This is a genomic window from Comamonadaceae bacterium M7527, assembly GCA_021044545.1.
Classification (GTDB): Bacteria; Pseudomonadota; Gammaproteobacteria; order Burkholderiales; family Burkholderiaceae_C; genus RS62.
In genome coordinates, this window is sequence record CP087990.1 from 1,915,233 (window position 1) to 1,936,082 (window position 20,850).

Genomic DNA, 20,850 nt, shown 5'->3' on the forward strand with positions numbered 1-20,850 from the left:
CAAACTTGAAGGGTTTTGGACTTGCAACCTATGGTTTCTACGTATAATGCGAGGTTGTTCGCGACTCACCGATAGCGCGTGTTTGTAACCTGCCAGTAATGTGCGATGACGACAATTCAGCCGCGCAATCTAAATACAAACCCTAGGGTCGTAGCGCAAGATTTCGAACATGTAGATGGCGAAGAGGCTTTCGAGCCTTTAACGGCCCAGCAGGCACGCGTTTGGCGTGCTGCGCAGCCGGTTATGTCGCCTTGGACCATGTTGTGGTGGCAAGCAGTGGTGGTATCGCTGGCGGCTGCTGCTATGTGGTGGCTGGTGGGGTTGGTGCAAGCCAAGTCGTTTGGATACGGCGGGTTTGCGGTGGTGTTGCCTGCCATGCTGATGGTGGTTGGTTTGCGCGGTGCGCTGATGAAGCGATTGTCTGTGCATCCAGCGGGCTCATTGATTGGGTTCGCACTGCTGGAGGCGGTCAAGCTGTTGTTGTCGGTGTTGCTGATGTTGGCGGCGCCGCAAGCGGTGACAAATGTAAGTTGGCTGGCTTTGCTGGCTGGTGTTGTGGTTGCGCTGAAGGTGCATTGGCTGGTGTTCGCACTGTTCACCATGCGTGCCAAGCGTGTTGTTTGATTTTTGAAGGCATTGATTCGTTATGGCGACTGAGGCGCACGGACCGACGGCAAGTGAGTACATCGTTCACCACTTGCAGCATCTGCAAAACGTCAAGCAAAAATCTATCGTAGATTTTTCTGTGTTCAACATTGACTCCATCATCGTGGCGGCAGTGCTGGGCGTGATGGGTTGTTTGTTCATGTGGGCGGCTGCCCGCAAGGCGACATCTGGCGTGCCAGGGCGTTTGCAAGCCTTTGTTGAGCTGATGTTTGAGATGGTGGACAACCAGGCGAAAGCTGTTATTCACAACGCGCAAAGCCGCAAACTGATTGGCCCGTTGGCCTTGACTGTGTTTGTGTGGATTTTCCTCATGAACGCCATGGACTTGTTGCCCGTTGACTTGCTGCCCGCTATGTGGGCGCAGTACTACGGCGCCGTTGGCCTTGATCCGCACGACGCCTACTTGCGCGTAGTACCTACCGCTGACCTGTCGACCACGCTTGGCTTGTCGTTCTCTGTGTTGCTGATCTGCCTGTTTTACAACATCAAGATCAAGGGCGCAGGCGGCTGGGCCCACGAGTTGGTGTCTGCCCCGTTTGGTACCAGCAAAAACCCGTTGTGGGCCTTGCTGTTGGGCGTGGTGAACTTTGCCATGCAAATGATTGAGTTTGTCGCCAAGACCGTGTCTCACGGCATGCGACTGTTTGGAAACATGTTCGCCGGTGAGCTGGTGTTCATGCTGATCGCTCTGTTGGGCGGTTATGCGGCCTTGTCGGCTACGGGTGTGTTGCTGTTCGCGGGACACATTTTGGCTGGCACGGTGTGGGCTTTGTTCCACATTTTGGTGATCACGCTACAAGCGTTCATTTTCATGATGCTGACCCTGATTTATACAGGTCAGGCACATGATGCGCATTGATAGTGATGTGTGCCTAACGGCTGCGTAACGGGTTGGTTTTTTCGATTTTTGTTTTTTCTTTTTCTGTACTAAGGAGTCATCTCATGGAAAACGTTCTAGGTCTAGTCGCTCTGGCTTGTGGTTTGATCGTGGGTTTGGGCGCTGTTGGCGCTTCAATCGGTATCGCTTTGATGGGCGGTAAGTTTCTCGAGTCTTCAGCTCGTCAACCAGAATTGATGAACGACTTGCAAACCAAGATGTTTATTCTCGCTGGTTTGATCGACGCTGCGTTCTTGATTGGTGTGGCTATTGCTCTGTTGTTCGCGTTCGCCAACCCTTTCCAGTTGGTCGCCTAATCGGCGCGCGTGGCGCGTTGCCAAGTGCTGCTCGCGCAGCACTGGTGGCGCGCTTGTTTGGATAACAACCAGAATCAATACAGAAAGGCGTTGCGATGAACATCAATGCAACCCTGTTCGCTCAGGCTATCGTTTTTGCGATCTTGGTGTGGTTCACGATGAAGTTCGTGTGGCCCCCACTGGCAAAAGCGCTAGACGAGCGCGCATTGAAAATTTCCGAAGGTTTGGCCTCAGCTGAGAAAGCCAAAACCGAATTGGCCATGGCTAATAAGCGTGTAGATGAGGCTTTGAGCCAGTCTCGCGATGAAGCTGCGCAGCGCTTGGCTGACGCTGAGCGCCGTGCACAAGGTTTGGTTGAAGAAGCCAAGGCCCGCGCCAATGATGAAGCCGCAAAAATTATTGCCAGCGCGCAACAAGAGGCAACCTCTCTTGTTGGTAGTGCTCGCGAAGCGTTGCGTGAAGAAGTGGCCGCATTGGCTGTTTCTGGTGCGCAAAAGATTTTGCGTCGCGAAGTTAAAGCCGCCGACCATGCAGACATGCTGGCCGAGCTGAAAACTCAACTCTGAACGTAAGGTAGAAACATGGCCGAACTCGCCACCATCGCTAGACCTTACGCAGAAGCGTTATTCAAAACTTTGCAAGCCAAGTCGAGCGAAGCTCTGACATGGTTGGATACTTTGGCAGCCTTTGCCAACGATGCGCAAATGCGCGCGTTAGCGGGCAACCCAAGCATCACGCATAAGCAAGCCGCGCAAGTGCTGCTGGACGCCTGTGGCGTTCAAGTCCCCGACGTGGGTCGCAACTTAATCGGCGTGTTGGCTGAGAACGGTCGCTTGAATGCCTTGCCCGAGATTGCGACGCAATTCCGTGTATTGGCCAACAACGCTTCGGGTGTTGCGCAGGGTGTGGTGTATACGGCCTTTGAGCTGGACGCTGCAGCATTGGCTGAGTTGTCGGTTTCGCTAGAAAAGCGTTTTGCCCGTCGTTTAAGCCTGAGTCAAGTCTTGGACCAAGACCTGATTGGTGGCGTTCGCGTGGTAGTGGGTGATGAGGTGCTAGACACTTCGATCAAAGCTCGTTTGGAACAAATGCAGGTGGCTTTGACCGCTTAAGGCAGTCAAAACATTTGTCTGGCTAACAGCGTTATTAGCTACTTAACTTAGAAAGAAGGAAAGAGTCATGCAACTCAATCCAGCAGAGATTTCTGATCTGATCAAGTCCCGTATCGAGGGCTTGGACGTGAGCGCCAATGTGCGCAACGAAGGTACTGTTGTTTCAGTAACCGACGGCATTTGTCGCATCCACGGCTTGTCCGATGTGATGCAGGGCGAAATGCTGGAGTTTCCAGCGACCAAAGATGGCGAGCCCACCTACGGCCTGGCCTTGAACCTGGAGCGTGACTCTGTTGGTTCTGTTATTTTGGGTGAATACGAGCACATTTCTGAAGGCGACACGGTCAAATGCACCGGCCGCATTTTGGAAGTGCCAGTAGGCCCAGAGCTGCGTGGTCGTGTCGTGAATGCATTGGGCCAGCCTATTGATGGCAAGGGTCCTATCAACGCCAAGATGACAGACGTTATCGAGAAAGTAGCGCCTGGCGTTATTGCCCGCCAGTCTGTTGACCAGCCAATGCAAACTGGCCTGAAGTCTGTTGACTCCATGGTGCCAGTGGGTCGTGGTCAGCGCGAGTTGATTATTGGTGACCGCCAGACTGGTAAAACAGCCGTGGCGATTGACACCATCATCAACCAAAAAGGTCAGAACATGACCTGTGTGTACGTGGCTATCGGTCAGAAAGCCTCGTCCATCAAGAACGTTGTACGCGCGCTTGAGCAAGCCGGTGCCATGGAGTACACCATTGTGGTGGCTGCTTCCGCATCTGAGTCTGCCGCCATGCAGTACGTGTCTGCCTACTCAGGCTGCACCATGGGCGAGTACTTCCGCGACCGCGGCGAAGACGCCCTGATTGTGTACGACGACCTGTCAAAGCAAGCGGTTGCTTACCGCCAAGTGTCATTGCTGTTGCGTCGCCCACCAGGCCGTGAAGCCTACCCAGGCGACGTGTTCTACCTCCACAGCCGTTTGCTGGAGCGTGCAGCGCGCGTGAATGCCGACTATGTGGAAGCCTTTACCAAAGGTGAAGTCAAAGGCAAGACCGGCTCACTCACCGCTTTGCCAATTATCGAAACCCAAGCGGGTGACGTGTCTGCGTTCGTGCCAACCAACGTGATCTCCATCACCGATGGCCAGATCTTCCTGGAAACAAACCTGTTTAACGCCGGTATCCGTCCTGCGATTAACGCTGGTATTTCAGTGTCTCGCGTGGGTGGATCAGCGCAGACCAAGTTGGTCAAGAGCTTGTCTGGCGGTATTCGTACCGACTTGGCGCAGTACCGTGAACTGGCCGCTTTTGCGCAGTTTGCCTCTGACCTGGATGAAGCCACACGCAAGCAACTAGACCGTGGTGCCCGCGTGACCGAGCTGTTAAAGCAGTCTCAGTACAGCCCACTGCCAGTGAGCTTGATGGGTGCGACCTTGTTTGCTGTCAACAACGGCTACATGGACGACTTGGAAATTAAACAAGTATTGACATTTGAGTCTGGCTTGCACGCCCACTTGAAAGACAAGCACGCCGCTTTGTTGGCCAAGCTGGAAGACAAGAAAGCCATGGACGACGAGGCTAAGGCCGAGTTGACTGGCGCCGTGGCCGAGTTCAAAAAGACCGGCTCTTACTAAGCCTCTAGGCACCCGCATAAGGAGCTTCAATGGCAGCAGGTAAGGAAATACGCGGCAAGATCTCTTCGGTGGAAAACACCAAAAAGATTACCAAAGCCATGGAAATGGTCGCCGCCTCCAAAATGCGCAAGGCGCAGGATCGCATGCGTGCGGCCCGCCCTTACGCTGAGAAGGTGCGCCAGATTGCCGCAAACTTGGGCCGCGCTAACCCAGAGTACCGTCACGCATTTATGCAGGACAACAAAGACGCCAACGTCGTTGGTTTCATTGTGGTCACGACGGACAAGGGTTTGTGCGGTGGTATGAATACCAACATCTTGCGCGCAGTCACGCACAAGATCAAAGACTTGCAAGCCCAAGGCAAACAAGTTGAAGTGGTAGCACTTGGCAGCAAGGGCTTGAGCTTTATGCACCGCGTAGGGGCCAATGTGGTCTCGCAAGTGGTTGGTATGGGCGACACGCCGCACCTGGACAGCCTCATTGGCCCGTCCAAAGTGTTGTTGGATGCCTATGCAGATGGTCGACTCAGCGAGGTGCACTTGTGCTTTACGCGCTTTGTCAACACCATGCGTCAGGAGTCAGTCGTGGAAACATTGCTGCCATTGCGCGCTGAAAAGCTAGAGATTGGCACCAAAGAACACAGCTGGGATTACGAGTACGAACCCGAACCCAATGTGGTCATTGACGACTTGCTGTTGCGCTACGTCGAAGCGCAGGTCTACCAAGCAGTGGCAGAAAATATGGCCTCCGAGCAGTCTGCTCGCATGGTGGCCATGAAAGCTGCAACCGACAACGCCGGTCAGGTCATCAAAGACCTCAAGCTCGTCTACAACAAAACCCGTCAGGCCGCGATTACCAAGGAATTGTCCGAAATCGTCGCCGGTGCTGCAGCCGTTTAACTGGCTGCTGCGCTCAACAGAATTTAGAGAAACGTAAAGGTACCAATCATGGCTCAAGCTCAAGGCAAGATTGTTCAGTGTATCGGCGCCGTGGTGGACGTCGAGTTTCCACGCGATGCAATGCCCCGCATTTATGACGCACTCAAAATGGAGGGCTCGGCCCTGACATTGGAAGTGCAACAACAGATGGGCGACGGCGTGGTGCGAACCATCGCTTTGGGCTCATCAGACGGCCTGCGCCGTGGCATGGTGGTGTACAACACCGACGCGGGCATTACCGTGCCAGTGGGCAAGGCCACACTGGGTCGCATCATGGACGTGCTGGGCGCGCCCATCGACGAGCGTGGTCCAGTCAACGCCGAGGTGAGCGCCACCATTCACCGCAAAGCCCCCGCTTACGACGAATTAAGCCCATCACAGGAACTGCTGGAAACCGGTATCAAGGTGATTGACCTGGTCTGTCCTTTCGCCAAGGGCGGTAAGGTTGGCTTGTTCGGTGGTGCCGGTGTGGGCAAGACCGTGAACATGATGGAGCTCATCAACAACATCGCCAAGGCGCACAGCGGCTTGTCAGTGTTTGCAGGTGTGGGCGAGCGTACCCGTGAGGGCAACGACTTCTACCACGAGATGGCCGACTCGGGCGTTGTTAACTTGAAGAACCTCGAAGAGTCAAAAGTGGCCATGGTGTACGGCCAGATGAACGAGCCACCCGGCAACCGTTTGCGCGTGGCCTTGACAGGTCTAACCATTGCCGAGTCCTTCCGTGACGAAGGCCGTGACGTGTTGTTCTTTGTGGACAACATCTACCGTTACACATTGGCCGGTACCGAGGTATCTGCGCTGTTGGGCCGTATGCCTTCAGCTGTGGGTTATCAGCCCACGCTGGCTGAAGAAATGGGCCGTTTGCAAGAGCGTATTACGTCAACAAAGGTTGGCTCTATCACCTCTATCCAGGCGGTTTACGTACCAGCCGACGACTTGACCGATCCATCACCTGCAACCACGTTTGCCCACTTGGACTCAACCGTTGTGTTGTCTCGCGACATTGCAGCTTTGGGTATTTACCCAGCGGTTGATCCCTTGGACTCTACCAGCCGTCAATTGGACCCCAACGTGGTTGGTCAAGAGCATTACGAGACCGCTCGTGCTGTTCAGGGCACATTGCAACGCTACAAAGAATTGCGTGACATCATTGCGATTCTGGGTATGGACGAACTGGCGCCTGAAGACAAGCTGGTGGTGGCCCGTGCGCGTAAGATGCAACGTTTCTTGTCACAGCCTTTCCACGTTGCCGAAGTGTTTACAGGCGCGCCTGGTAAGTACGTGTCTTTGGCCGAGACCATTCGCGGCTTCAAGATGATTGCAAATGGCGAGTGCGATGCATTGCCAGAGCAAGCGTTTTACATGGTGGGCACTATCGACGAGGCTTTCGAGAAAGCCAAAAAGATCGCTGCTTAATTAGCCGCAACAAAAGGTGAACGCAGCGCTTCAAACCCAGTTTTGCAGCGCTGCAGCTTTCAACGATTAAGGACACATCATGAGCGCCATACAGGTAGACGTGGTTAGCGCCGAAGAGCAAATCTTCAGTGGTCATGCCAAGTTTGTAGCCTTGCCCGGTGAATCCGGTGAGTTGGGTATTTTGCCCGGCCACACGCCTTTGATTACCCGCATCAAACCAGGCTCAGTTCGTATTGAGTTGGTCGATGGTGGTCAAGAGTTTGTGTTCGTGGCTGGCGGCATTCTTGAAGTGCAGCCACACTGCGTAACCGTATTGAGCGATACGGCCATTCGCGGCAAGGACCTGGACGAAACACGCGCAGAAGCGGCGCGCCAAGCGGCGCAAGAAGCCATTAAAAACGCCAAGAGCGAAGTGGATGTTGCATCCGCCCAAGCCGAATTGGCTGTGTTGGCTGCGCAAATAACTGCCTTGCGCCGTTACCGCGGCAACAAGTAAAACGGACTTGCGTTTTGCAAACAAGCCGGCTGATTCAACACCAGCCGGCTTTATTATTTGTAACCCGTCTTCCAAGATTCAAGCCATGCCAAAGCCTAGCCACTTATTAGCGACCCCTGACGACGTGGAAAACGCGTTTTATGAAGGTCTGCAGCACGCCAACATAGAGCAAGTCATGGCGTGCTGGGCGGATGACGAAGACCTTGTTTGCATACCGCCTGGGGGCGAGCCAGTGCACGGCTTGCAAGCCATTACACAGTTGTTTACCGACTTGCTGGCGAACGGTCCCATTGGTGTGCGTGCCATGCATACCCACAAAACGCAATCACTGGCGCATGCCATTCACACGGTTACCGAGCACGTGACGGTCATGACAGATGACGGCGAGGCCATTGCCCAGTTGTATGCGCTGAATGTGTTTCACAAAACCCCGCAAGGTTGGCGCCTGGTGGCACACCACACCAGCCCCGGCCATTTAACCGAAATGACCAGCCAGCCTTTGAGCGCCGGCGGGCTTGGCACAGGCTCTAGCGCCTTGCACTAAGCGCACCAGTGGCCAACACGCCAAAGGGTAATGCGCAGTGGGGCTATCAGGCGCCGCCGCTTCTTCCAGGTGGCCATGTGCAAACCATATGGGCAGCCAAGTGCGCGGGTTACTGGCCTGTTGTAGGCTGCGCCCCAGACTTGGGTGCTGATTCTGCGCTGCATTGGACACGCCAGCGTTGGGTCACGCCAGATCAGGACTTCATAGACGTTGACCACCTGGCAGACACACAGGCACAAGCCAGTGCGCCACTGTTGGTGTTGTTTCACGGCTTGGAAGGGTCACGCGCCAGCCACTATGTACAAGCCACAGCAAGGGTTTGCAAACAAATGGGTTGGCGCATGATGTTGGCCCACTTCAGGGGCTGCTCTGGCGAGATCAATATTGCACCAAGGGCTTACCACTCAGGCGATCACGCCGAGATTGACTGGATACTCAAACGCGCAGCCGCTATTGCGCCGACCGCACCCACGTTTGCCATGGGTATTTCGCTGGGCGGCAATGCGTTGATGCACTGGGCCGCGCGCGCCGGTGCAAAGGCCAGGGAAACCGTGCAGGCTATAGCAAGCGTGTGCGCCCCGTTGGACTTGGTGGCGTCTGGCTTGCATATCGGCAAAGGCTTTAACAAGCATGTTTATACACGCATGTTTTTGTCCACCATGCGACCTAAAGCCATTGCCAAAGCACAGCAGTATCCCGGCTTGTTTGACCTTGATGCCTCACTCAAGGCGCGTACCTTGTTTGAGTTTGACAACGTATTCACTGCGCCCTTGCATGGCTTTAAAGATGTGATGGACTACTGGAGCCGCGCATCGGCCAAGCCCTTAATGCGTGATGTAGCCCTGCCAGCGCTGGCGCTCAATGCGCGCAATGATCCGTTTATGCCGGCCAGCAGTTTGCCCAGCCGCGCCGATGTCAGCGAGCGGGTCACATTGTGGCAACCCGATACAGGAGGCCATGTGGGCTTTGTACGAACGGAGCGTTGGTGGCGTCTGCCTGGTCACGTAGCCGCTATGCCCAGTGCGGTCATTGACTGGCTTGCACACCAACTGGACGCAGGCACAGTACAGTAAGCCCATGGACACTGTCGTTAAAAAAGCCATGGCCAAGTGGCCAAATGTGCCCAATTGCTACGGCTGGTTGGGGTTGAGCGCGCGCGGGGACTGGTATATGCGCGATGAAGCAGCGCAAGCGGCTGGGCCTTTCATGGGCGACGGCGCCAATGCGAGTTCAAAGGGATCGCGCTTGCAGCACGACAAACTGATTGCCTTTATTGCGCGCAACTACGCGTGCGATGAAAGCGGCCAATGGTATTTTCAAAATGGCCCACAGCGTGTATTTGTGGAGCTTGAGACCACACCACTGATCGCCAGATTGTTGCCCAACAACAGCGTGGTGGCGCACACTGGCGAGCCGCTGAATGTGCAACGCTGCTTGATAGACGAGGCTGGCCATTTGTACTTGGACTGCAACCAAGGGTTGGCCAGGCTGCACACCCAAGATCTCGTTGGCGCGCTGCCTTTGGTAGAGCAGGGACTGTGGGTGCCTCAAGACGCACAGGCGCAGCAGTTACCCAAACGGTTTGAATATTGTCTAAGCCCCTTGGCGCGAAGCGCCACCGCTTAAAAGTGGCTTGTAGCCGCACACAAAAAAGCCACCTCGTTAGGTGGCTTTTCAGTGAGGCCAGGCCTTAGCTGCGCATCAACAAGGTTTACTGCGCTGCTGCCTCAGCTGGCTTTTGCGGCACGGCGAATGCGGCGCCAACTTCGTTGGCCATGTACACCACAGCGCGTCCGATTTCCAAGTCGTTGTACTCACCACCGCCTTGCGCACCCATGGCGCCCTTGCCTTTGAGTGCATGCTGCAGCAACAAGTCGTAGCCTTGGCCCAAACGGGCAGACCACGCACCAACGTCGCCAAAGATGGGCGCGCCAGCTGCGCCGGATGTGTGACAAGCCGCACATTGCCCAGCGTACACTTCAGCGCCTTCACGCAACGGACGATTGGCATCGCGAATTTCGACAGTGCCAACGCGCTGAATGCGCTTGGCCACGGCCAACTCGGTGTTATCGGCGCCAGCGCTGGGCTTGTCACCAGACGTCACGTACATCACAAGACCGATAATGATGAACACCGGTGCGACAAACGAAAAGAATGACAACCAAGCCAATTGGCCTGGTGTTTTAACTGGACCAGTGTGGTGCTCTTGCGTTTTATCGCTCATGGCTTCCTCATCACAAAAAAAGTTGGGCTTGGTTATTGGAGCGCAGCGCCAGGCGCTACGGCATCAGTGCAACCTCGCATTATAGCCGCCCAAGCTGTCAACTGCGGGCAAACCCTTGTGCCGCCTGTCCCACTGATAGAATGCCCTGCACCAACAGCATGCGGCTGTAGCTCAGTGGATAGAGTATTGGCCTCCGAAGCCAAGGGTCGTGGGTTCGATCCCCGCCAGCCGCACCATTCGCTGTACACTCGCCTGCGATTATTAGAGCGGCTAAAGGGCCATTAATCCCACTGACTCACGGGAAGACCCTTAGAAGCCGGGTCTGCGAAAGTAGATAAACTAATAATTAGCGTTTTAGGCAGGCTGGTGTTTGTGTACGCAGACATTGTGTCTGCCACGCGTGTACCCTCGTTCAACGCAAGAGCTCGCTTCTCTTGCGCCAATTATTCCTAAGGATTTAGCATGAAGAAGATTCTCACGGCTACCGCCGTTGCAGCAGCGCTCATTTCGGGTGCCGCACAAGCTGACAACATCAAAATTGGTGTTGCTCTCGGTTTCACTGGCCCTGCCGAATCTTTGGCTCCTGCCATGGCTTCCGGTGCCGAGTTGGCCCTAAAAGAAGCCAGCGACAGCGGTGCGTTTTTGGGTGGCACTACCATTACGCCTGTGCGTGCTGACAGCACATGTATTGATGCCGCAGCTGCAACAGCCGCTGCCGAGCGCTTGGTCAGCTCAGAAGGCGTGAAGGCTTTGATCGGCGGCCTGTGCTCAGGCGCAACAACAGCGATGTTGCAAAACGTAGCCATGCCAAAAGGCGTGTTGCAGTTTTCACCTTCTGCCACATCACCAGCACTGACCACAATTGCTGACAATGACTTGTTCTTCCGCGCTTCACCATCTGACGCGCGTCAGGGCCAAATCATTGCCCAAATGCTGAAAGAAAAAGGCATCAAGTCAGCCGCATTGACATACACCAACAACGACTACGGCAAGGGCTTGGCGGACAGCATCAAGACCAACGTTGAAGCGACTGGCGGTAAGATCACCATTTACGCATCGCACGAAGACGGCAAGGGTGACTACACCGCTGAAGTGGGCGCGTTGGCATCAGCCGGCGGCGATATTTTGATTGTTGCGGGTTACCTGGACCAAGGTGGTCGCGGCATCATCCGCTCAGCCTTGGACACAGGCGCGTTTGAACGCTTCTTCTTGCCAGACGCCATGATTGGTGAGAGCCTGACCAAAGCCATTGGCAAAGGTTTGAATGGCTCTGTCGGTGTGGTACCCGGTACAGACAGCCCAGGCGCCAAGTTGTACGAAGCGCTCACCGCGAAAGCTGGCTTCAAGAACGGTCCTTACTCACCAGAGTCATACGACGCAGCAGCACTGACCGTGCTGGCCATGCAAGCTGCCAAGTCAACCGACAGCGCCAAGGTAAAAGCCAAAGTGTTTGACGTTGCCAACGCACCAGGCGTAAAAATCTTCCCAGGCGAAATCGCAAAAGCATTGGGTATCTTGGCTAAGGGCGGCGACATTGACTACGTGGGCGCATCGGCTGTCGAGTTGATTGCTCCTGGCGAAAGCGCTGGTAGCTACCGCGAAATCGTGGTTAAAGATCAAACAATCACAACCGTCGGCTACCGTTAATCGGTCAGCTGCTATTGTTGACATGCGCAGCGGGCTGTAAGGCCTGCGCGCTCAAAACGCAACACGGCCCCGCTTTACGGCGAGGGCCGTTTGCTTTATCCCCATGATCCAAATTAAAAACCTCAAGATGCAGTTTGGCGGCATACATGCCGTTGACGATGTGTCATTGACGCTTGAAACAGGCCGTATTACGGGGCTGATTGGCCCAAACGGTGCGGGTAAAACCACGCTGTTCAACGTGATCGCAGGCCACTACAAGCCTACCAGTGGGCAGGTGCTGTTAGACGGCGAAGACATCACGGGTTTGGCACCACATGACTTGTTTGCCAAGGGTATGTTGCGTACCTTTCAAATTGCCCATGAGTTCTCTACGCTGACCGTGCGTGAAAACCTCATGATGGTGCCTGGCAACCAGTCTGGCGAAAGCCTTATAGACACGTGGTTGCGTCCAGCGCGCGTGCGTCAGGAAGAAGAGGCTGTGCGTGCCAAGGCCGACGACGTCATAAAGTTTTTAGAAATCAGCCATGTGGCTGACGAGCTGGCAGGCAACTTATCTGGTGGTCAAAAGAAGCTGCTTGAGCTGGGTCGCACCATGATGACAGACGCCAAAATTGTGTTTTTGGACGAAGTGGGCGCCGGCGTTAATCGCACCTTGCTCAACACCCTTGGCGACGCCATCGTGCGTTTGAACCAAGAGCGCGGCTATACGTTTTGCATGATCGAACACGACATGGACTTTATTGGTCGCCTGTGTGAGTCCGTCATTGTGATGGCAGAAGGCCGCGTATTGGCGCAAGGCACAGCCGCAGAAGTCACCTCTAATGAGCAGGTGATTGAGGCCTACCTGGGCCGAGGCTTGAAAAACAAACCAGAGAAAACAGGAGCGGCTGCATGAGCATCCTGATAGGACAAGACATGACCGGCGGCTACGGCGGCGCGGACATTCTGAACGGCTGCACCATTGCGGTAGACCGCGGCGAAATCGCCGTGATTGTGGGGCCCAACGGCGCGGGTAAATCAACCGCCATGAAAGCCTTGTTTGGCATGCTGAACCTGCGCTCGGGCTCAGTGCAGCTCGATGGGCAAGACATCATGAGCCTTAGCCCGCAAGACCGCGTGGCCCGTGGCATGGGTTTTGTGCCGCAAACCAACAACGTTTTTACTTCCATGTCTGTGGAAGAAAACCTGGAGATGGGCGCCTTTTTGCGCACCGATGACTTTCAGGACACCATCGCGCAAATTTACGAGTTGTTTCCCATACTGAAACAAAAGCGCAAACAGCCTGCGGGCCAGTTGTCAGGCGGCCAGCGCCAGCAAGTGGCCGTTGGCCGCGCGCTGATGACGCAGCCCAAAGTGCTCATGCTTGATGAGCCCACCGCAGGCGTGTCGCCCATTGTGATGGACGAATTGTTTGACCGCATCATTGAAATTGCGCGCACTGGCATTGCCATTTTGATGGTGGAACAAAACGCACGCCAGGCACTCAACATTGCCGACAAAGGTTATGTGTTGGTGCAGGGTACAAACCGCTTTACCGATACCGGCGAAGCATTAATGGCAAACCCTGAGGTTCGCCGCACATTTTTAGGAGGCTGATCTATGCACGACATACTCAATGCGTTTGTGCTGCTCAGCAACTTCGTGATTGTTCCAGCAGCAGCGTATGGCAGCCAGCTGGCGCTGGGCGCGCTGGGCGTGACCCTGGTTTATGGCATTTTGCGCTTTTCAAACTTTGCGCATGGCGACACCATGGCTTTCGGCACCATGGTTGTTATTTTGGTGACCTGGGGCTTTCAGCAAATGGGCATCAGCATTGAGCCATTGCCTACGGCCTTACTGGCCATACCGTTTGGTATTGTGGTCACCATGTGCTTGGTGTTGCTGTCTGACAAACTGGTGTACAAGCACCAACGTGAGACGCGCGCTGCGCCCGTTGTGTTTCTTATCTCGTCTATTGGCCTGATGTTTATGCTCAATGGCCTGGTGCGCTTCATCATTGGCACAGACGACCAGCGCTTTTCAGACGGTGAGCGTTTCATCATTCGCTACAGCGAATTCAAGGAGATGACTGGTCTGGATGAGGGCATTGCCTTTAAAACCAGCCAAGGTATCACCATAGTGACGGCCATCATTGTGGTGGGCGCTTTGTTTTGGTTTTTGGGACGCACGCGCGCGGGCAAGTCTATGCGTGCCTACTCAGACAACGAAGACTTGGCGCTGCTGTCGGGCATCAATCCTGAGCGTGTGGTGATGATCACCTGGATGATTTCTGCCACGTTGGCCACGATTGCAGGCACCTTGTACGGCTTAGACAAAGGCTTTAAGCCGTTCACCTATTTTCAGTTGTTACTGCCTATTTTTGCAGCTGCGATTGTGGGTGGTCTGGGCAACCCCTTGGGTGCCATTGCAGGCGGTTTCGTGATTGCGTTTTCCGAGGTCACAGTGACCTACGCGTACAAAAAATTCGTGACCTACCTGGTGCCTGATGCTTGGGCGCCTGAGGGCTTGGCGCAATTGCTGTCAACAGACTACAAGTTTGCAGTCTCGTTTGTCATCATGGTGTTGGTATTGCTGCTGCGACCCACCGGTATTTTTGCGGGGAAATCAGTATGAACATCTCCAAACAACAAGCGCCGTTAATCGTTGCATTAATGGCTTTGGCACTGGTTTTGGTTGGCTTGCTGCAAAGCTGGTCGTTGGCGCTAACCATACTGAATTACGGCTTGATCGCCGGCATCATGGCTCTGGGCCTGAATATTCAGTGGGGTTATGCCGGGTTGTTTAACGTGGGCTTGATGGGCTTTGCTGCGCTGGGTGGTATTGCTGCAGTGCTGGTGTCCATGGAGCCCGTGCCAGACGCCTGGGCCGCAGGTGGCGCTGGCATTGGCGCTGGTGTGCTGGTTAGCCTGGCCACCATTGCGCTGGCTATATTGGCCTACCGCCGCCTGCCTAAAGGTGGACTCAAGGCGTGGGTCATGACGGGCGTGATTGTGCTGGGCTATGTTGTGGCACGCTACTACTTTGACCCCGCGGTTGCCAGCATTGAATCGGTCAATCCTGCGCAAACAGGATTTTTAGGCGGCTTGGGCTTGCCTATTGCGTGGGCTTGGTTGGTGGGTGGTTTGCTGGCCGCTGGCGTGGCAGCAGTCATTGGCAAGGTCACATTGGGCTTGCGCTCAGACTACCTGGCTATTGCAACCTTGGGCATTTCCGAGATCATCATTGCCGTCTTGAAAAACGAAGACTGGCTCACCCGCGGCGTTAAAAACGTCAACGGCTTGTCAAGGCCAGTACCGTTTGAATACGATTTGCAGCAAACCGCGTGGGCACAAGAGTGGGCCGCGCGCTTTGGTGCAGAGGTCCAGGACTTTGCCTCGATTTACGTCAAGCTGTGCTACGCCGGTTTGATATTGGCGATTCTGTTGGCTTTGTTCTGGCTGGCTCAAACGGCTATCAAGTCGCCATGGGGGCGCATGATGTATGCGATTCGTGACAATGAAACCGCTGCAGAAGCCATGGGTAAAAACGTCAAGCGCCGTCACTTGCAAGTGTTCATTCTGGGCTCGGCAATTGTTGGTCTTGCTGGCGCCATGATGACCACCATGGACGGCCAGTTCACGCCGACGACATACAACCCCCTGCGTTTTACCTTCCTGATTTGGGTAATGGTGATTGTGGGTGGCTCTGGCAACAACCTGGGCGCCATCGTGGGCGGTTTTATCATTTGGTTCTTTTGGGTCCAGGCCGAGCCCATGGGCTACGCGCTACTGAACCTGCTGACCTCGGGTATGGCCGAAGACAGCGGTTTGCGCGCGCACTTGTTAGACAGTGCTGCGCACATGCGCTTGATCACCATGGGCTTGATACTGCTGATCACTCTCAGGTTCAGGCCGCGTGGACTGCTGCCCGAGCGCGCAGAGCGCACACGCAGCGGGCACTAACAAGGTCTTTCTGTGAGCCGCATTCCCAAAGCTGCACTGTGGCTGGGCCTGGCCGGCTTGCTCCCCTTTGTGTGGGGTGCGTTGCTGGTGCAGGGCTTATCGCCCAGTGCCGACTGGCTGTTGCCCACCGCCTTAACAGGCGATGGGCGTGCCGTCATGCTGGGCTATGGCGGCATCATCTTGTCGTTTATGGCGGGTGTGCTGTGGGGTTTTGCCACCAAAGCGCAGGGCCGCGAGCACCCTTGGCCTACGTATTGTCGGTTTTACCGGCATTGTGGTGGTTTCTGGCTCCGGCAGCCAGCAATAGCGCAGCCGTCATCAACTTGGTTGTGGGCTTCTTGGGCTTGCTGTTACTCGACTACCTGTTTGCCAAATGGGCGCTGACGCCGCCGTGGTGGATGGCTTTGCGTGTGCTGTTAACCGCTATTGTGGTGCTGTGTCTGTTGGTGGGTGTCTTGTCCTAGCTGCTCGCATGCACTGGTCAGTCAAGCGCCCTAGCCCTTACACTTTGGGTATGACAATGACCCTTGATAACACGCCTACAGATACAGACTTGCCCGCCATGCCAATGGTTGCGCCCGGCCTGTACCGCCATTACAAGGGCGGCGAGTACAAAGTGCTTGGCATGGCGCGCCACAGTGAAACCCTGGAAGCCATGGTGCTGTACCAGGCCTTGTACGGCGAACGTGGTTTGTGGGTGCGGCCTGCAGCCATGTTTGCTGAGACCGTTACGGTTGACGACGTTGCACAGCCAAGGTTTGTGTTGGTCCACAACCCAGAGCAGGAGAGCCACCATGTCGGATAGGCCGCAAATGGGTTTGGACTTGGGGCTGCCAGAGTTCGTCGAGACTGGGGCCACAAAGGCCAGCAAACCAGTCAAATCCGCCAACGCGCGCAACGCGGTTAAAGAAACCGTTGGCCAGGCTCATATGAGCCTGGACGACATGGCTAAAGCGCTCAACACGCACGCGGACTACCGCGTGATTCGCCGTTTGGTCCCCGCCACACACTTTGACGGCGTGGCAACAGGCCCTACCAAGCGTGTTGCGGTGTTGGATACCGAAACCACAGGCTTGTCGGCTGCGACCGACGTCATTATTGAGTTGGCGGTGGTGGTGATGGACATTGACACCGCCACGGGCTTGCCCGTGGGTGAGGTGCAGGTGTTTGACGGCTTTCAAGACCCGGGCCGCCCCATTCCTAAAGAGGTGCAGCAGCTCACAGGTATCAGCGACGACATGGTCAAAGGCCAAGTCTTGGACGAGGCGGCGTTGTCGCGCGTTATGGACGGCGTGCAATGGGTGGTGGCGCACAACGCCGGTTTTGACAGACCGTTTGTAGAACAGCGCCTGCCCTACTTTGCAGATTTGCCCTGGGCTTGTTCGTTTGCGGATATCGCCTGGAAAAAACACGGCGTCGGTTCTGCCAAGCTAGAGGTGCTGGCTGCGCACAACGGCTGGTTTTATGATGCACACCGTGCCGATATGGACTGCCACGCATTGGCCGCCGTATTGGGTGCGCCAGTGGGCGAGACGGGCCGCAATGGCTGGCAAATGCTGTTGGCCGCGCTGGATGCGCCCCAGTACAAGTTGCAAGCCACTGGCGCGCCGTTTGATGCAAAAGATTTGCTCAAAGCCAGAGGCTACCGCTGGGACAGCGTACAGCGGGTTTGGCAGACACGCCTGTCTAGCAACACCGAGCTGGACGCCGAATGCGCTTGGTTGGCCGATCACGTCTACGCTAATCCGCGTGCGCAAGTGGCTATAGCTACCGTAGACGCCTTGGCCCGCTACAGCACGCGCACGCCACACGTTGAAACCAGATCTGTCAGGGCTTGACCGCTTGGGTTGAATTGGCGATAAAAGCCCCCAACTACATAACTTGCACACTCAGGAAAAAGTAGCCTTAGCAGGGCTTCAAGTTGTCTATATGGACTTTTTCAATAGCCTCATTGGCATTTTGTTTCGCTTGGTCTTAATGGCCGCTGGTTTGGTGTTTGTTGCCGGAATGGTGGTGGTGGCCATGTTTGCGCTGGCGCTGAGTTTTGTGTGGTCCTTGGTCACTGGCCAGCGCCACCCTGTCAGTGTGGTGTGGGGTCGGTTTAGGCAAACCCAAGACGCTGTGTGGCGCGCCAGTCAGCGCAGGCGTGGTGGTGGCGATGGCGCCAATCCGTTCTCAAAGCCTGGCCCGCAAACGGCCCAACCCAAAGCTGCCAACGACGACGTGGTTGATGTGGTGGACTTGCAAGCCAGCCGTTTGCGCGACGAAGACCAAGCGCCCAAATAGACGGCGCACCCGGTCGGCTTGCTCGCTAATCGGTTGTATTTTTTTGCAACGCCAAAGCCGCTGCGTACAGCTTGTTTTTACTCACACCGGTCAGCGTGGCACCCACTTGTGATGCGGTTTTGACGGGTAGTACCTCTAACAGCGTTTGCAGTGTAGACAACACACCAGGCGTTAATACCTGGTCGCCATCATCTGCTGCTTTGGATGGTAGCGGGTGAATGGCCAGTACGTACTCGCCGCGCAGCCGGTTGGCATCGGCTTGCAGCCATGCCTCAAAGTCTTGACAAAAATGGGTAGAGATAGATTCAAACTGTTTGGTGAGTTCGCGCCCAGCGCTGATGCGGCGTTGCCCCCAGGCGCTGAGCTCTTTGGCCAATTGGGTCAGACGGTGAGGAGCCTCCAGCAATACGACAGCTCGACTGGTGTCGCGCAGCTCTTGCAATGCTTGCGCCCTGGCCGCGCCCTTGTTGGGCAAAAAGCCCGCGAACAAAAAGCCCTGAGTGGCGAATTGTTCAGCGCCGTCCGTCAGCCCCATGGCGCTGATCAGCGTGGTCACACTGCTGGCACCGGGCAGTGGCATCACGCGCAGGCCCGCACCTTGCACGGTAGCGGCGAGTTTGGCGCCGGGGTCGCTCACGCCGGGCGTGCCCGCATCACTTACGTAGGCAATGCGCTGGCCTTGCTGCAACCGTTGCAACACGCCTTGGCTGGCTTGCGCTTCGTTGTGTTGGTGTAGCGCGATCAGTGGTTTCTTGATACCGTAGGCTGCCAGCATGTGTTGGGTGTGGCGTGTGTCCTCACAGGCCACGGCGTCTACCAAGTCCAGTGCGCACAAAGCGCGAAGGCTGATGTCGGCCAAGTTGCCAATAGGCGTGGCCACCATCAACAAGGTGGATGTGGGGTAATGCTGTTGTGCCGCGGCCTCTTTGGCGCCTGCTAATGCTTGGGAATACGATGTGGCCAAAACGATGAGACTTTATGCCTAAAGCGGTTGTAACCAACAGCACCACAAACACCACAAAGGCGCTGGGTGATGTGGCAGAAGACCTCGCCATGCGTTACTTGCTGGACCAAGGGTTGAGCCTGGTGCAACGCAACTACAGCACGCCGGGGCGAGGTGGTGGTGAAATTGATTTGATTATGCGGCAAGCCGACCACACCCTGGTGTTTGTGGAGGTGCGCGCACGCAACAGTGCCGACTTCGGGGGCGCGGCGGCTAGTATCAGCGCCGGCAAGCGCCGCCGTATTGTGCTGGCGGCGCGGTTTTATTTGTCGCGGCTACCCAGCTGGCCGCCGTGCCGCTTTGATGTGGTCACCGTACAAGGCGCGCGCGGCCAGGAGGTGGTGCAGTGGTTGCAAGCGGCATTTGACGCATAAAGGTTTGCCAAGGGTGTTGCGCAGGCCTTGTGGCCAAGCCTGCAGGCAGGGTGTTTCTGCGTCTATGATTAGCCATGCTTTTACAACGCATACAGCAACAATTCATAGACAGCGCTGACTTCAAGTACCAGTGCGCCCAAAGTCTGGGTGCTGCCACTGAGTTGGCGGTACAAGCCGTGTTTTCTTGTCTGACCAATGGCGGCAAAGTCATGGTGGCCGGTGTGGGCGCGACGCAGCCCTTGGCCCTGTACGCCACATCGCTGTTACTGGGCCGCTTTGAGCGCGAGCGTCCAGAGCTGGCGGCTTTGGCACTGGGTTTGCACAGCCATAATGGCCTTGGTGACCGGGGTATTGCGCGTGAGGTAAGAGCCTTGGGCGTGTCTGAAGACCTGGTACTGGTGATCAGCACCAAGGGCGCCGAGGCTTCGCTGGGTGCTGCGGTAGACGCCGCTCACGAGCGTGACATGACGGTAGTGGCCCTGGTAGGTGGCACCAGCCCTGAACTGGTGCAGTCCTTGCACGACACAGACGTGGCCGTGTGCGTGCCCAGCGAGCAACATGGCCGCATTTACGAGGTGATGATGATGGTGTTGCACTGCATGTGTGACGGTGTCGATATACAGTTATTGGGTGAAGAGCCTTAATGGCTTTGTTTGGGATTTTTTCTGGGAGTTTTGACATGACAGGTATCAAACGCACGGCGCAAGCCGCTTTACTCGCATCGCTGGCAGCGTTGACGCTGTCCGCCTGCGCGCCGCTGCTCATAGGTAGCGCGGCGACAGGCGTATTGGTGGCAACAGATAGGCGTACATCTGGTGCGCAAATCGAAGACCAAGCCATTGAACTGAAGGCTGGCAGTCGCATTAAAGAAGCTATTGGCGATCAAGGTCACATCAACGTAACAAGCTTCAATCGCCGCGTACTTATCACTGGTGAAGTGCCTAGCGATGCAAACAAGTCGGCCGTTGCGGGTGCGGTTAGCAAAACAGAGAATGTGCAGCTGGTGGTGAATGAGCTGGCCGTGGGCGGCAACTCGTCGTTGGCCAATCGTGCGCGTGACACCCTGGTTACCACGCGCGTCAAAGCGTCGCTGATTGACGCCAAAGACCTGCAGGCCAGCGCCGTTAAGGTGGTGACTGAGCGTGGCAGCGTGTACCTCATGGGCATAGTGACACAGCGCGAAGCCGACCGCGCGACCGACATGGCGAGCAGCACATCGGGCGTTCAGCGTGTGGTGCGTTTGTTTGAGGTGATTTCTGAGGAAGAACTCAAGCGTTTACTGCCCCCACCACCGCCACCAGAGCCAAAGGTTAAAACCCAGCCGGTGATGACCAATGTGGTGACTGAGGTTAAGTAAAAAAAGGGGCTTGATAGCCCCTTTT

General features: G+C 55.8%; 25 protein-coding genes, 1 tRNA gene and 1 pseudogene. 25 read left to right on the plus strand and 2 right to left on the minus strand.

Annotated features, from left to right (window positions below; genetic code table 11):
- The first annotated feature begins 243 nt into the window (after positions 1 to 243).
- The 12 genes from LN050_09285 to LN050_09340 all read left to right on the plus strand — a co-directional run bounded on the left by LN050_09285 (position 244) and on the right by LN050_09340 (position 9,619).
- On the plus strand, positions 244 to 624 hold the full coding sequence (locus LN050_09285) for an ATP synthase subunit I (protein ID UFS55945.1): 381 nt from the start codon (positions 244 to 246) through the stop codon (positions 622 to 624).
- A 22-nt stretch (positions 625 to 646) separates the two neighbouring features.
- Entirely contained in the window at positions 647 to 1,525 is an 879-nt protein-coding gene (gene atpB / locus LN050_09290) for a F0F1 ATP synthase subunit A (GenBank protein UFS55946.1), read from the plus strand.
- 83 nt (positions 1,526 to 1,608) lie between these two features.
- Positions 1,609 to 1,860 carry a F0F1 ATP synthase subunit C gene (atpE, locus tag LN050_09295; protein ID UFS55947.1) on the plus strand — a complete coding sequence of 84 codons (252 nt, stop codon included), beginning with the start codon at positions 1,609 to 1,611 and terminating at the stop codon, positions 1,858 to 1,860.
- 95 nt (positions 1,861 to 1,955) lie between these two features.
- A complete protein-coding gene (locus LN050_09300; protein ID UFS55948.1) occupies positions 1,956 to 2,426 on the plus strand; it encodes a F0F1 ATP synthase subunit B in 471 nt (156 codons plus the stop codon).
- 15 nt (positions 2,427 to 2,441) lie between these two features.
- The gene (locus LN050_09305) at positions 2,442 to 2,972 is read left to right on the plus strand and encodes a F0F1 ATP synthase subunit delta (protein UFS55949.1); all 531 of its coding nucleotides are present in this window, start codon (positions 2,442 to 2,444) and stop codon (positions 2,970 to 2,972) included.
- A gap of 67 nt (positions 2,973 to 3,039) precedes the next feature.
- Positions 3,040 to 4,596, plus strand: a complete 1,557-nt coding sequence (atpA, locus tag LN050_09310) for a F0F1 ATP synthase subunit alpha (protein ID UFS55950.1) — start codon at positions 3,040 to 3,042, stop codon at positions 4,594 to 4,596.
- A gap of 29 nt (positions 4,597 to 4,625) precedes the next feature.
- Positions 4,626 to 5,495 carry a F0F1 ATP synthase subunit gamma gene (atpG, locus tag LN050_09315; protein ID UFS55951.1) on the plus strand — a complete coding sequence of 290 codons (870 nt, stop codon included), beginning with the start codon at positions 4,626 to 4,628 and terminating at the stop codon, positions 5,493 to 5,495.
- A gap of 48 nt (positions 5,496 to 5,543) precedes the next feature.
- Positions 5,544 to 6,953, plus strand: coding sequence for a F0F1 ATP synthase subunit beta (gene atpD / locus LN050_09320; GenBank protein UFS55952.1), 1,410 nt, complete (start codon positions 5,544 to 5,546; stop codon positions 6,951 to 6,953).
- Positions 6,954 to 7,032: 79 nt separating this feature from the next.
- Complete coding sequence (locus LN050_09325; protein UFS55953.1) at positions 7,033 to 7,449, plus strand: F0F1 ATP synthase subunit epsilon; 417 nt, start codon at positions 7,033 to 7,035, stop codon at positions 7,447 to 7,449.
- Between the two features lie 85 nt (positions 7,450 to 7,534).
- Complete coding sequence (locus LN050_09330) at positions 7,535 to 7,993, plus strand: nuclear transport factor 2 family protein (GenBank protein UFS55954.1); 459 nt, start codon at positions 7,535 to 7,537, stop codon at positions 7,991 to 7,993.
- An 8-nt stretch (positions 7,994 to 8,001) separates the two neighbouring features.
- Positions 8,002 to 9,066 carry an alpha/beta fold hydrolase gene (locus tag LN050_09335; protein ID UFS55955.1) on the plus strand — a complete coding sequence of 355 codons (1,065 nt, stop codon included), beginning with the start codon at positions 8,002 to 8,004 and terminating at the stop codon, positions 9,064 to 9,066.
- A gap of 4 nt (positions 9,067 to 9,070) precedes the next feature.
- Positions 9,071 to 9,619, plus strand: coding sequence for a DUF2946 family protein (locus LN050_09340; protein ID UFS55956.1), 549 nt, complete (start codon positions 9,071 to 9,073; stop codon positions 9,617 to 9,619).
- 85 nt (positions 9,620 to 9,704) lie between these two features.
- On the opposite strand, the gene LN050_09345 is transcribed toward LN050_09340, so the two are convergent.
- A complete protein-coding gene (locus tag LN050_09345; GenBank protein UFS55957.1) occupies positions 9,705 to 10,217 on the minus strand; it encodes a c-type cytochrome in 513 nt (170 codons plus the stop codon).
- Between the two features lie 160 nt (positions 10,218 to 10,377).
- Between LN050_09345 and LN050_09350 the strand changes: the two genes are divergently transcribed.
- From LN050_09350 to LN050_09395, 10 genes and pseudogenes are all read left to right on the plus strand, one after another.
- Positions 10,378 to 10,453 (plus strand) — tRNA-Arg (locus LN050_09350).
- A 226-nt stretch (positions 10,454 to 10,679) separates the two neighbouring features.
- Entirely contained in the window at positions 10,680 to 11,864 is a 1,185-nt protein-coding gene (locus tag LN050_09355; protein UFS55958.1) for an ABC transporter substrate-binding protein, read from the plus strand.
- 103 nt (positions 11,865 to 11,967) lie between these two features.
- Positions 11,968 to 12,759 carry an ABC transporter ATP-binding protein gene (locus LN050_09360; protein UFS55959.1) on the plus strand — a complete coding sequence of 264 codons (792 nt, stop codon included), beginning with the start codon at positions 11,968 to 11,970 and terminating at the stop codon, positions 12,757 to 12,759.
- Positions 12,756 to 13,460 carry an ABC transporter ATP-binding protein gene (locus tag LN050_09365; protein UFS55960.1) on the plus strand — a complete coding sequence of 235 codons (705 nt, stop codon included), beginning with the start codon at positions 12,756 to 12,758 and terminating at the stop codon, positions 13,458 to 13,460. The genes LN050_09360 and LN050_09365 overlap by 4 nt, the downstream gene beginning before the upstream one ends.
- Positions 13,461 to 13,463: 3 nt before the next feature.
- Positions 13,464 to 14,477 (plus strand): branched-chain amino acid ABC transporter permease, encoded by a 1,014-nt coding sequence (locus LN050_09370; protein ID UFS55961.1) that lies wholly within the window; start codon positions 13,464 to 13,466, stop codon positions 14,475 to 14,477.
- On the plus strand, positions 14,474 to 15,805 hold the full coding sequence (locus LN050_09375; protein ID UFS55962.1) for a branched-chain amino acid ABC transporter permease: 1,332 nt from the start codon (positions 14,474 to 14,476) through the stop codon (positions 15,803 to 15,805). Before LN050_09370 ends, LN050_09375 begins: the two co-directional genes overlap by 4 nt.
- 69 nt (positions 15,806 to 15,874) lie before the next feature.
- Positions 15,875 to 16,269 (plus strand): annotated as a pseudogene (locus tag LN050_09380) (DUF3429 domain-containing protein).
- Between the two features lie 56 nt (positions 16,270 to 16,325).
- Positions 16,326 to 16,610 (plus strand): DUF1653 domain-containing protein, encoded by a 285-nt coding sequence (locus LN050_09385; protein ID UFS57384.1) that lies wholly within the window; start codon positions 16,326 to 16,328, stop codon positions 16,608 to 16,610.
- On the plus strand, positions 16,600 to 17,643 hold the full coding sequence (locus tag LN050_09390) for a DNA polymerase III subunit epsilon (GenBank protein UFS55963.1): 1,044 nt from the start codon (positions 16,600 to 16,602) through the stop codon (positions 17,641 to 17,643). Before LN050_09385 ends, LN050_09390 begins: the two co-directional genes overlap by 11 nt.
- 91 nt (positions 17,644 to 17,734) lie before the next feature.
- Complete coding sequence (locus tag LN050_09395; GenBank protein ID UFS55964.1) at positions 17,735 to 18,091, plus strand: hypothetical protein; 357 nt, start codon at positions 17,735 to 17,737, stop codon at positions 18,089 to 18,091.
- A 25-nt stretch (positions 18,092 to 18,116) separates the two neighbouring features.
- Here the strand turns inward: LN050_09395 and rsmI are convergent, their stop codons facing one another.
- Positions 18,117 to 19,055, minus strand: coding sequence for a 16S rRNA (cytidine(1402)-2'-O)-methyltransferase (gene rsmI / locus LN050_09400; GenBank protein ID UFS55965.1), 939 nt, complete (start codon positions 19,053 to 19,055; stop codon positions 18,117 to 18,119).
- A gap of 14 nt (positions 19,056 to 19,069) precedes the next feature.
- Here rsmI and LN050_09405 point away from each other — a divergent pair, with 14 nt between their 5' ends.
- The 3 genes from LN050_09405 to LN050_09415 all read left to right on the plus strand — a co-directional run bounded on the left by LN050_09405 (position 19,070) and on the right by LN050_09415 (position 20,825).
- Positions 19,070 to 19,468 (plus strand): YraN family protein, encoded by a 399-nt coding sequence (locus tag LN050_09405; protein ID UFS55966.1) that lies wholly within the window; start codon positions 19,070 to 19,072, stop codon positions 19,466 to 19,468.
- Between the two features lie 74 nt (positions 19,469 to 19,542).
- The gene (locus tag LN050_09410) at positions 19,543 to 20,112 is read left to right on the plus strand and encodes an SIS domain-containing protein (protein UFS55967.1); all 570 of its coding nucleotides are present in this window, start codon (positions 19,543 to 19,545) and stop codon (positions 20,110 to 20,112) included.
- A 35-nt stretch (positions 20,113 to 20,147) separates the two neighbouring features.
- Entirely contained in the window at positions 20,148 to 20,825 is a 678-nt protein-coding gene (locus LN050_09415; protein ID UFS55968.1) for a BON domain-containing protein, read from the plus strand.
- The last annotated feature ends 25 nt before the right edge of the window (positions 20,826 to 20,850 follow it).

Bases quoted from the DNA above. Each gene is read 5' to 3' on its own strand.
- LN050_09355 (UFS55958.1), top strand. From the start codon at position 10,680: ATGAAGAAGATTCTCACGGCTACCGCCGTTGCAGCAGCGCTCATTTCG.
- LN050_09365 (UFS55960.1), top strand. From the start codon at position 12,756: ATGAGCATCCTGATAGGACAAGACATGACCGGCGGCTACGGCGGCGCG.
- LN050_09385 (UFS57384.1), top strand. From the start codon at position 16,326: ATGACCCTTGATAACACGCCTACAGATACAGACTTGCCCGCCATGCCA.
- LN050_09340 (UFS55956.1), top strand. From the start codon at position 9,071: ATGGACACTGTCGTTAAAAAAGCCATGGCCAAGTGGCCAAATGTGCCC.
- LN050_09285 (UFS55945.1), top strand. From the start codon at position 244: ATGTCGCCTTGGACCATGTTGTGGTGGCAAGCAGTGGTGGTATCGCTG.
- LN050_09345 (UFS55957.1), bottom strand. From the start codon at position 10,217: ATGAGCGATAAAACGCAAGAGCACCACACTGGTCCAGTTAAAACACCA.
- atpG (UFS55951.1), top strand. From the start codon at position 4,626: ATGGCAGCAGGTAAGGAAATACGCGGCAAGATCTCTTCGGTGGAAAAC.
- LN050_09395 (UFS55964.1), top strand. From the start codon at position 17,735: ATGGACTTTTTCAATAGCCTCATTGGCATTTTGTTTCGCTTGGTCTTA.
- LN050_09410 (UFS55967.1), top strand. From the start codon at position 19,543: ATGCTTTTACAACGCATACAGCAACAATTCATAGACAGCGCTGACTTC.
- atpB (UFS55946.1), top strand. From the start codon at position 647: ATGGCGACTGAGGCGCACGGACCGACGGCAAGTGAGTACATCGTTCAC.
- LN050_09370 (UFS55961.1), top strand. From the start codon at position 13,464: ATGCACGACATACTCAATGCGTTTGTGCTGCTCAGCAACTTCGTGATT.
- atpD (UFS55952.1), top strand. From the start codon at position 5,544: ATGGCTCAAGCTCAAGGCAAGATTGTTCAGTGTATCGGCGCCGTGGTG.
- LN050_09375 (UFS55962.1), top strand. From the start codon at position 14,474: ATGAACATCTCCAAACAACAAGCGCCGTTAATCGTTGCATTAATGGCT.
- LN050_09360 (UFS55959.1), top strand. From the start codon at position 11,968: ATGATCCAAATTAAAAACCTCAAGATGCAGTTTGGCGGCATACATGCC.
- LN050_09330 (UFS55954.1), top strand. From the start codon at position 7,535: ATGCCAAAGCCTAGCCACTTATTAGCGACCCCTGACGACGTGGAAAAC.
- LN050_09415 (UFS55968.1), top strand. From the start codon at position 20,148: ATGACAGGTATCAAACGCACGGCGCAAGCCGCTTTACTCGCATCGCTG.
- atpA (UFS55950.1), top strand. From the start codon at position 3,040: ATGCAACTCAATCCAGCAGAGATTTCTGATCTGATCAAGTCCCGTATC.
- LN050_09390 (UFS55963.1), top strand. From the start codon at position 16,600: ATGTCGGATAGGCCGCAAATGGGTTTGGACTTGGGGCTGCCAGAGTTC.
- atpE (UFS55947.1), top strand. From the start codon at position 1,609: ATGGAAAACGTTCTAGGTCTAGTCGCTCTGGCTTGTGGTTTGATCGTG.
- LN050_09325 (UFS55953.1), top strand. From the start codon at position 7,033: ATGAGCGCCATACAGGTAGACGTGGTTAGCGCCGAAGAGCAAATCTTC.
- LN050_09300 (UFS55948.1), top strand. From the start codon at position 1,956: ATGAACATCAATGCAACCCTGTTCGCTCAGGCTATCGTTTTTGCGATC.
- LN050_09405 (UFS55966.1), top strand. From the start codon at position 19,070: ATGCCTAAAGCGGTTGTAACCAACAGCACCACAAACACCACAAAGGCG.
- LN050_09305 (UFS55949.1), top strand. From the start codon at position 2,442: ATGGCCGAACTCGCCACCATCGCTAGACCTTACGCAGAAGCGTTATTC.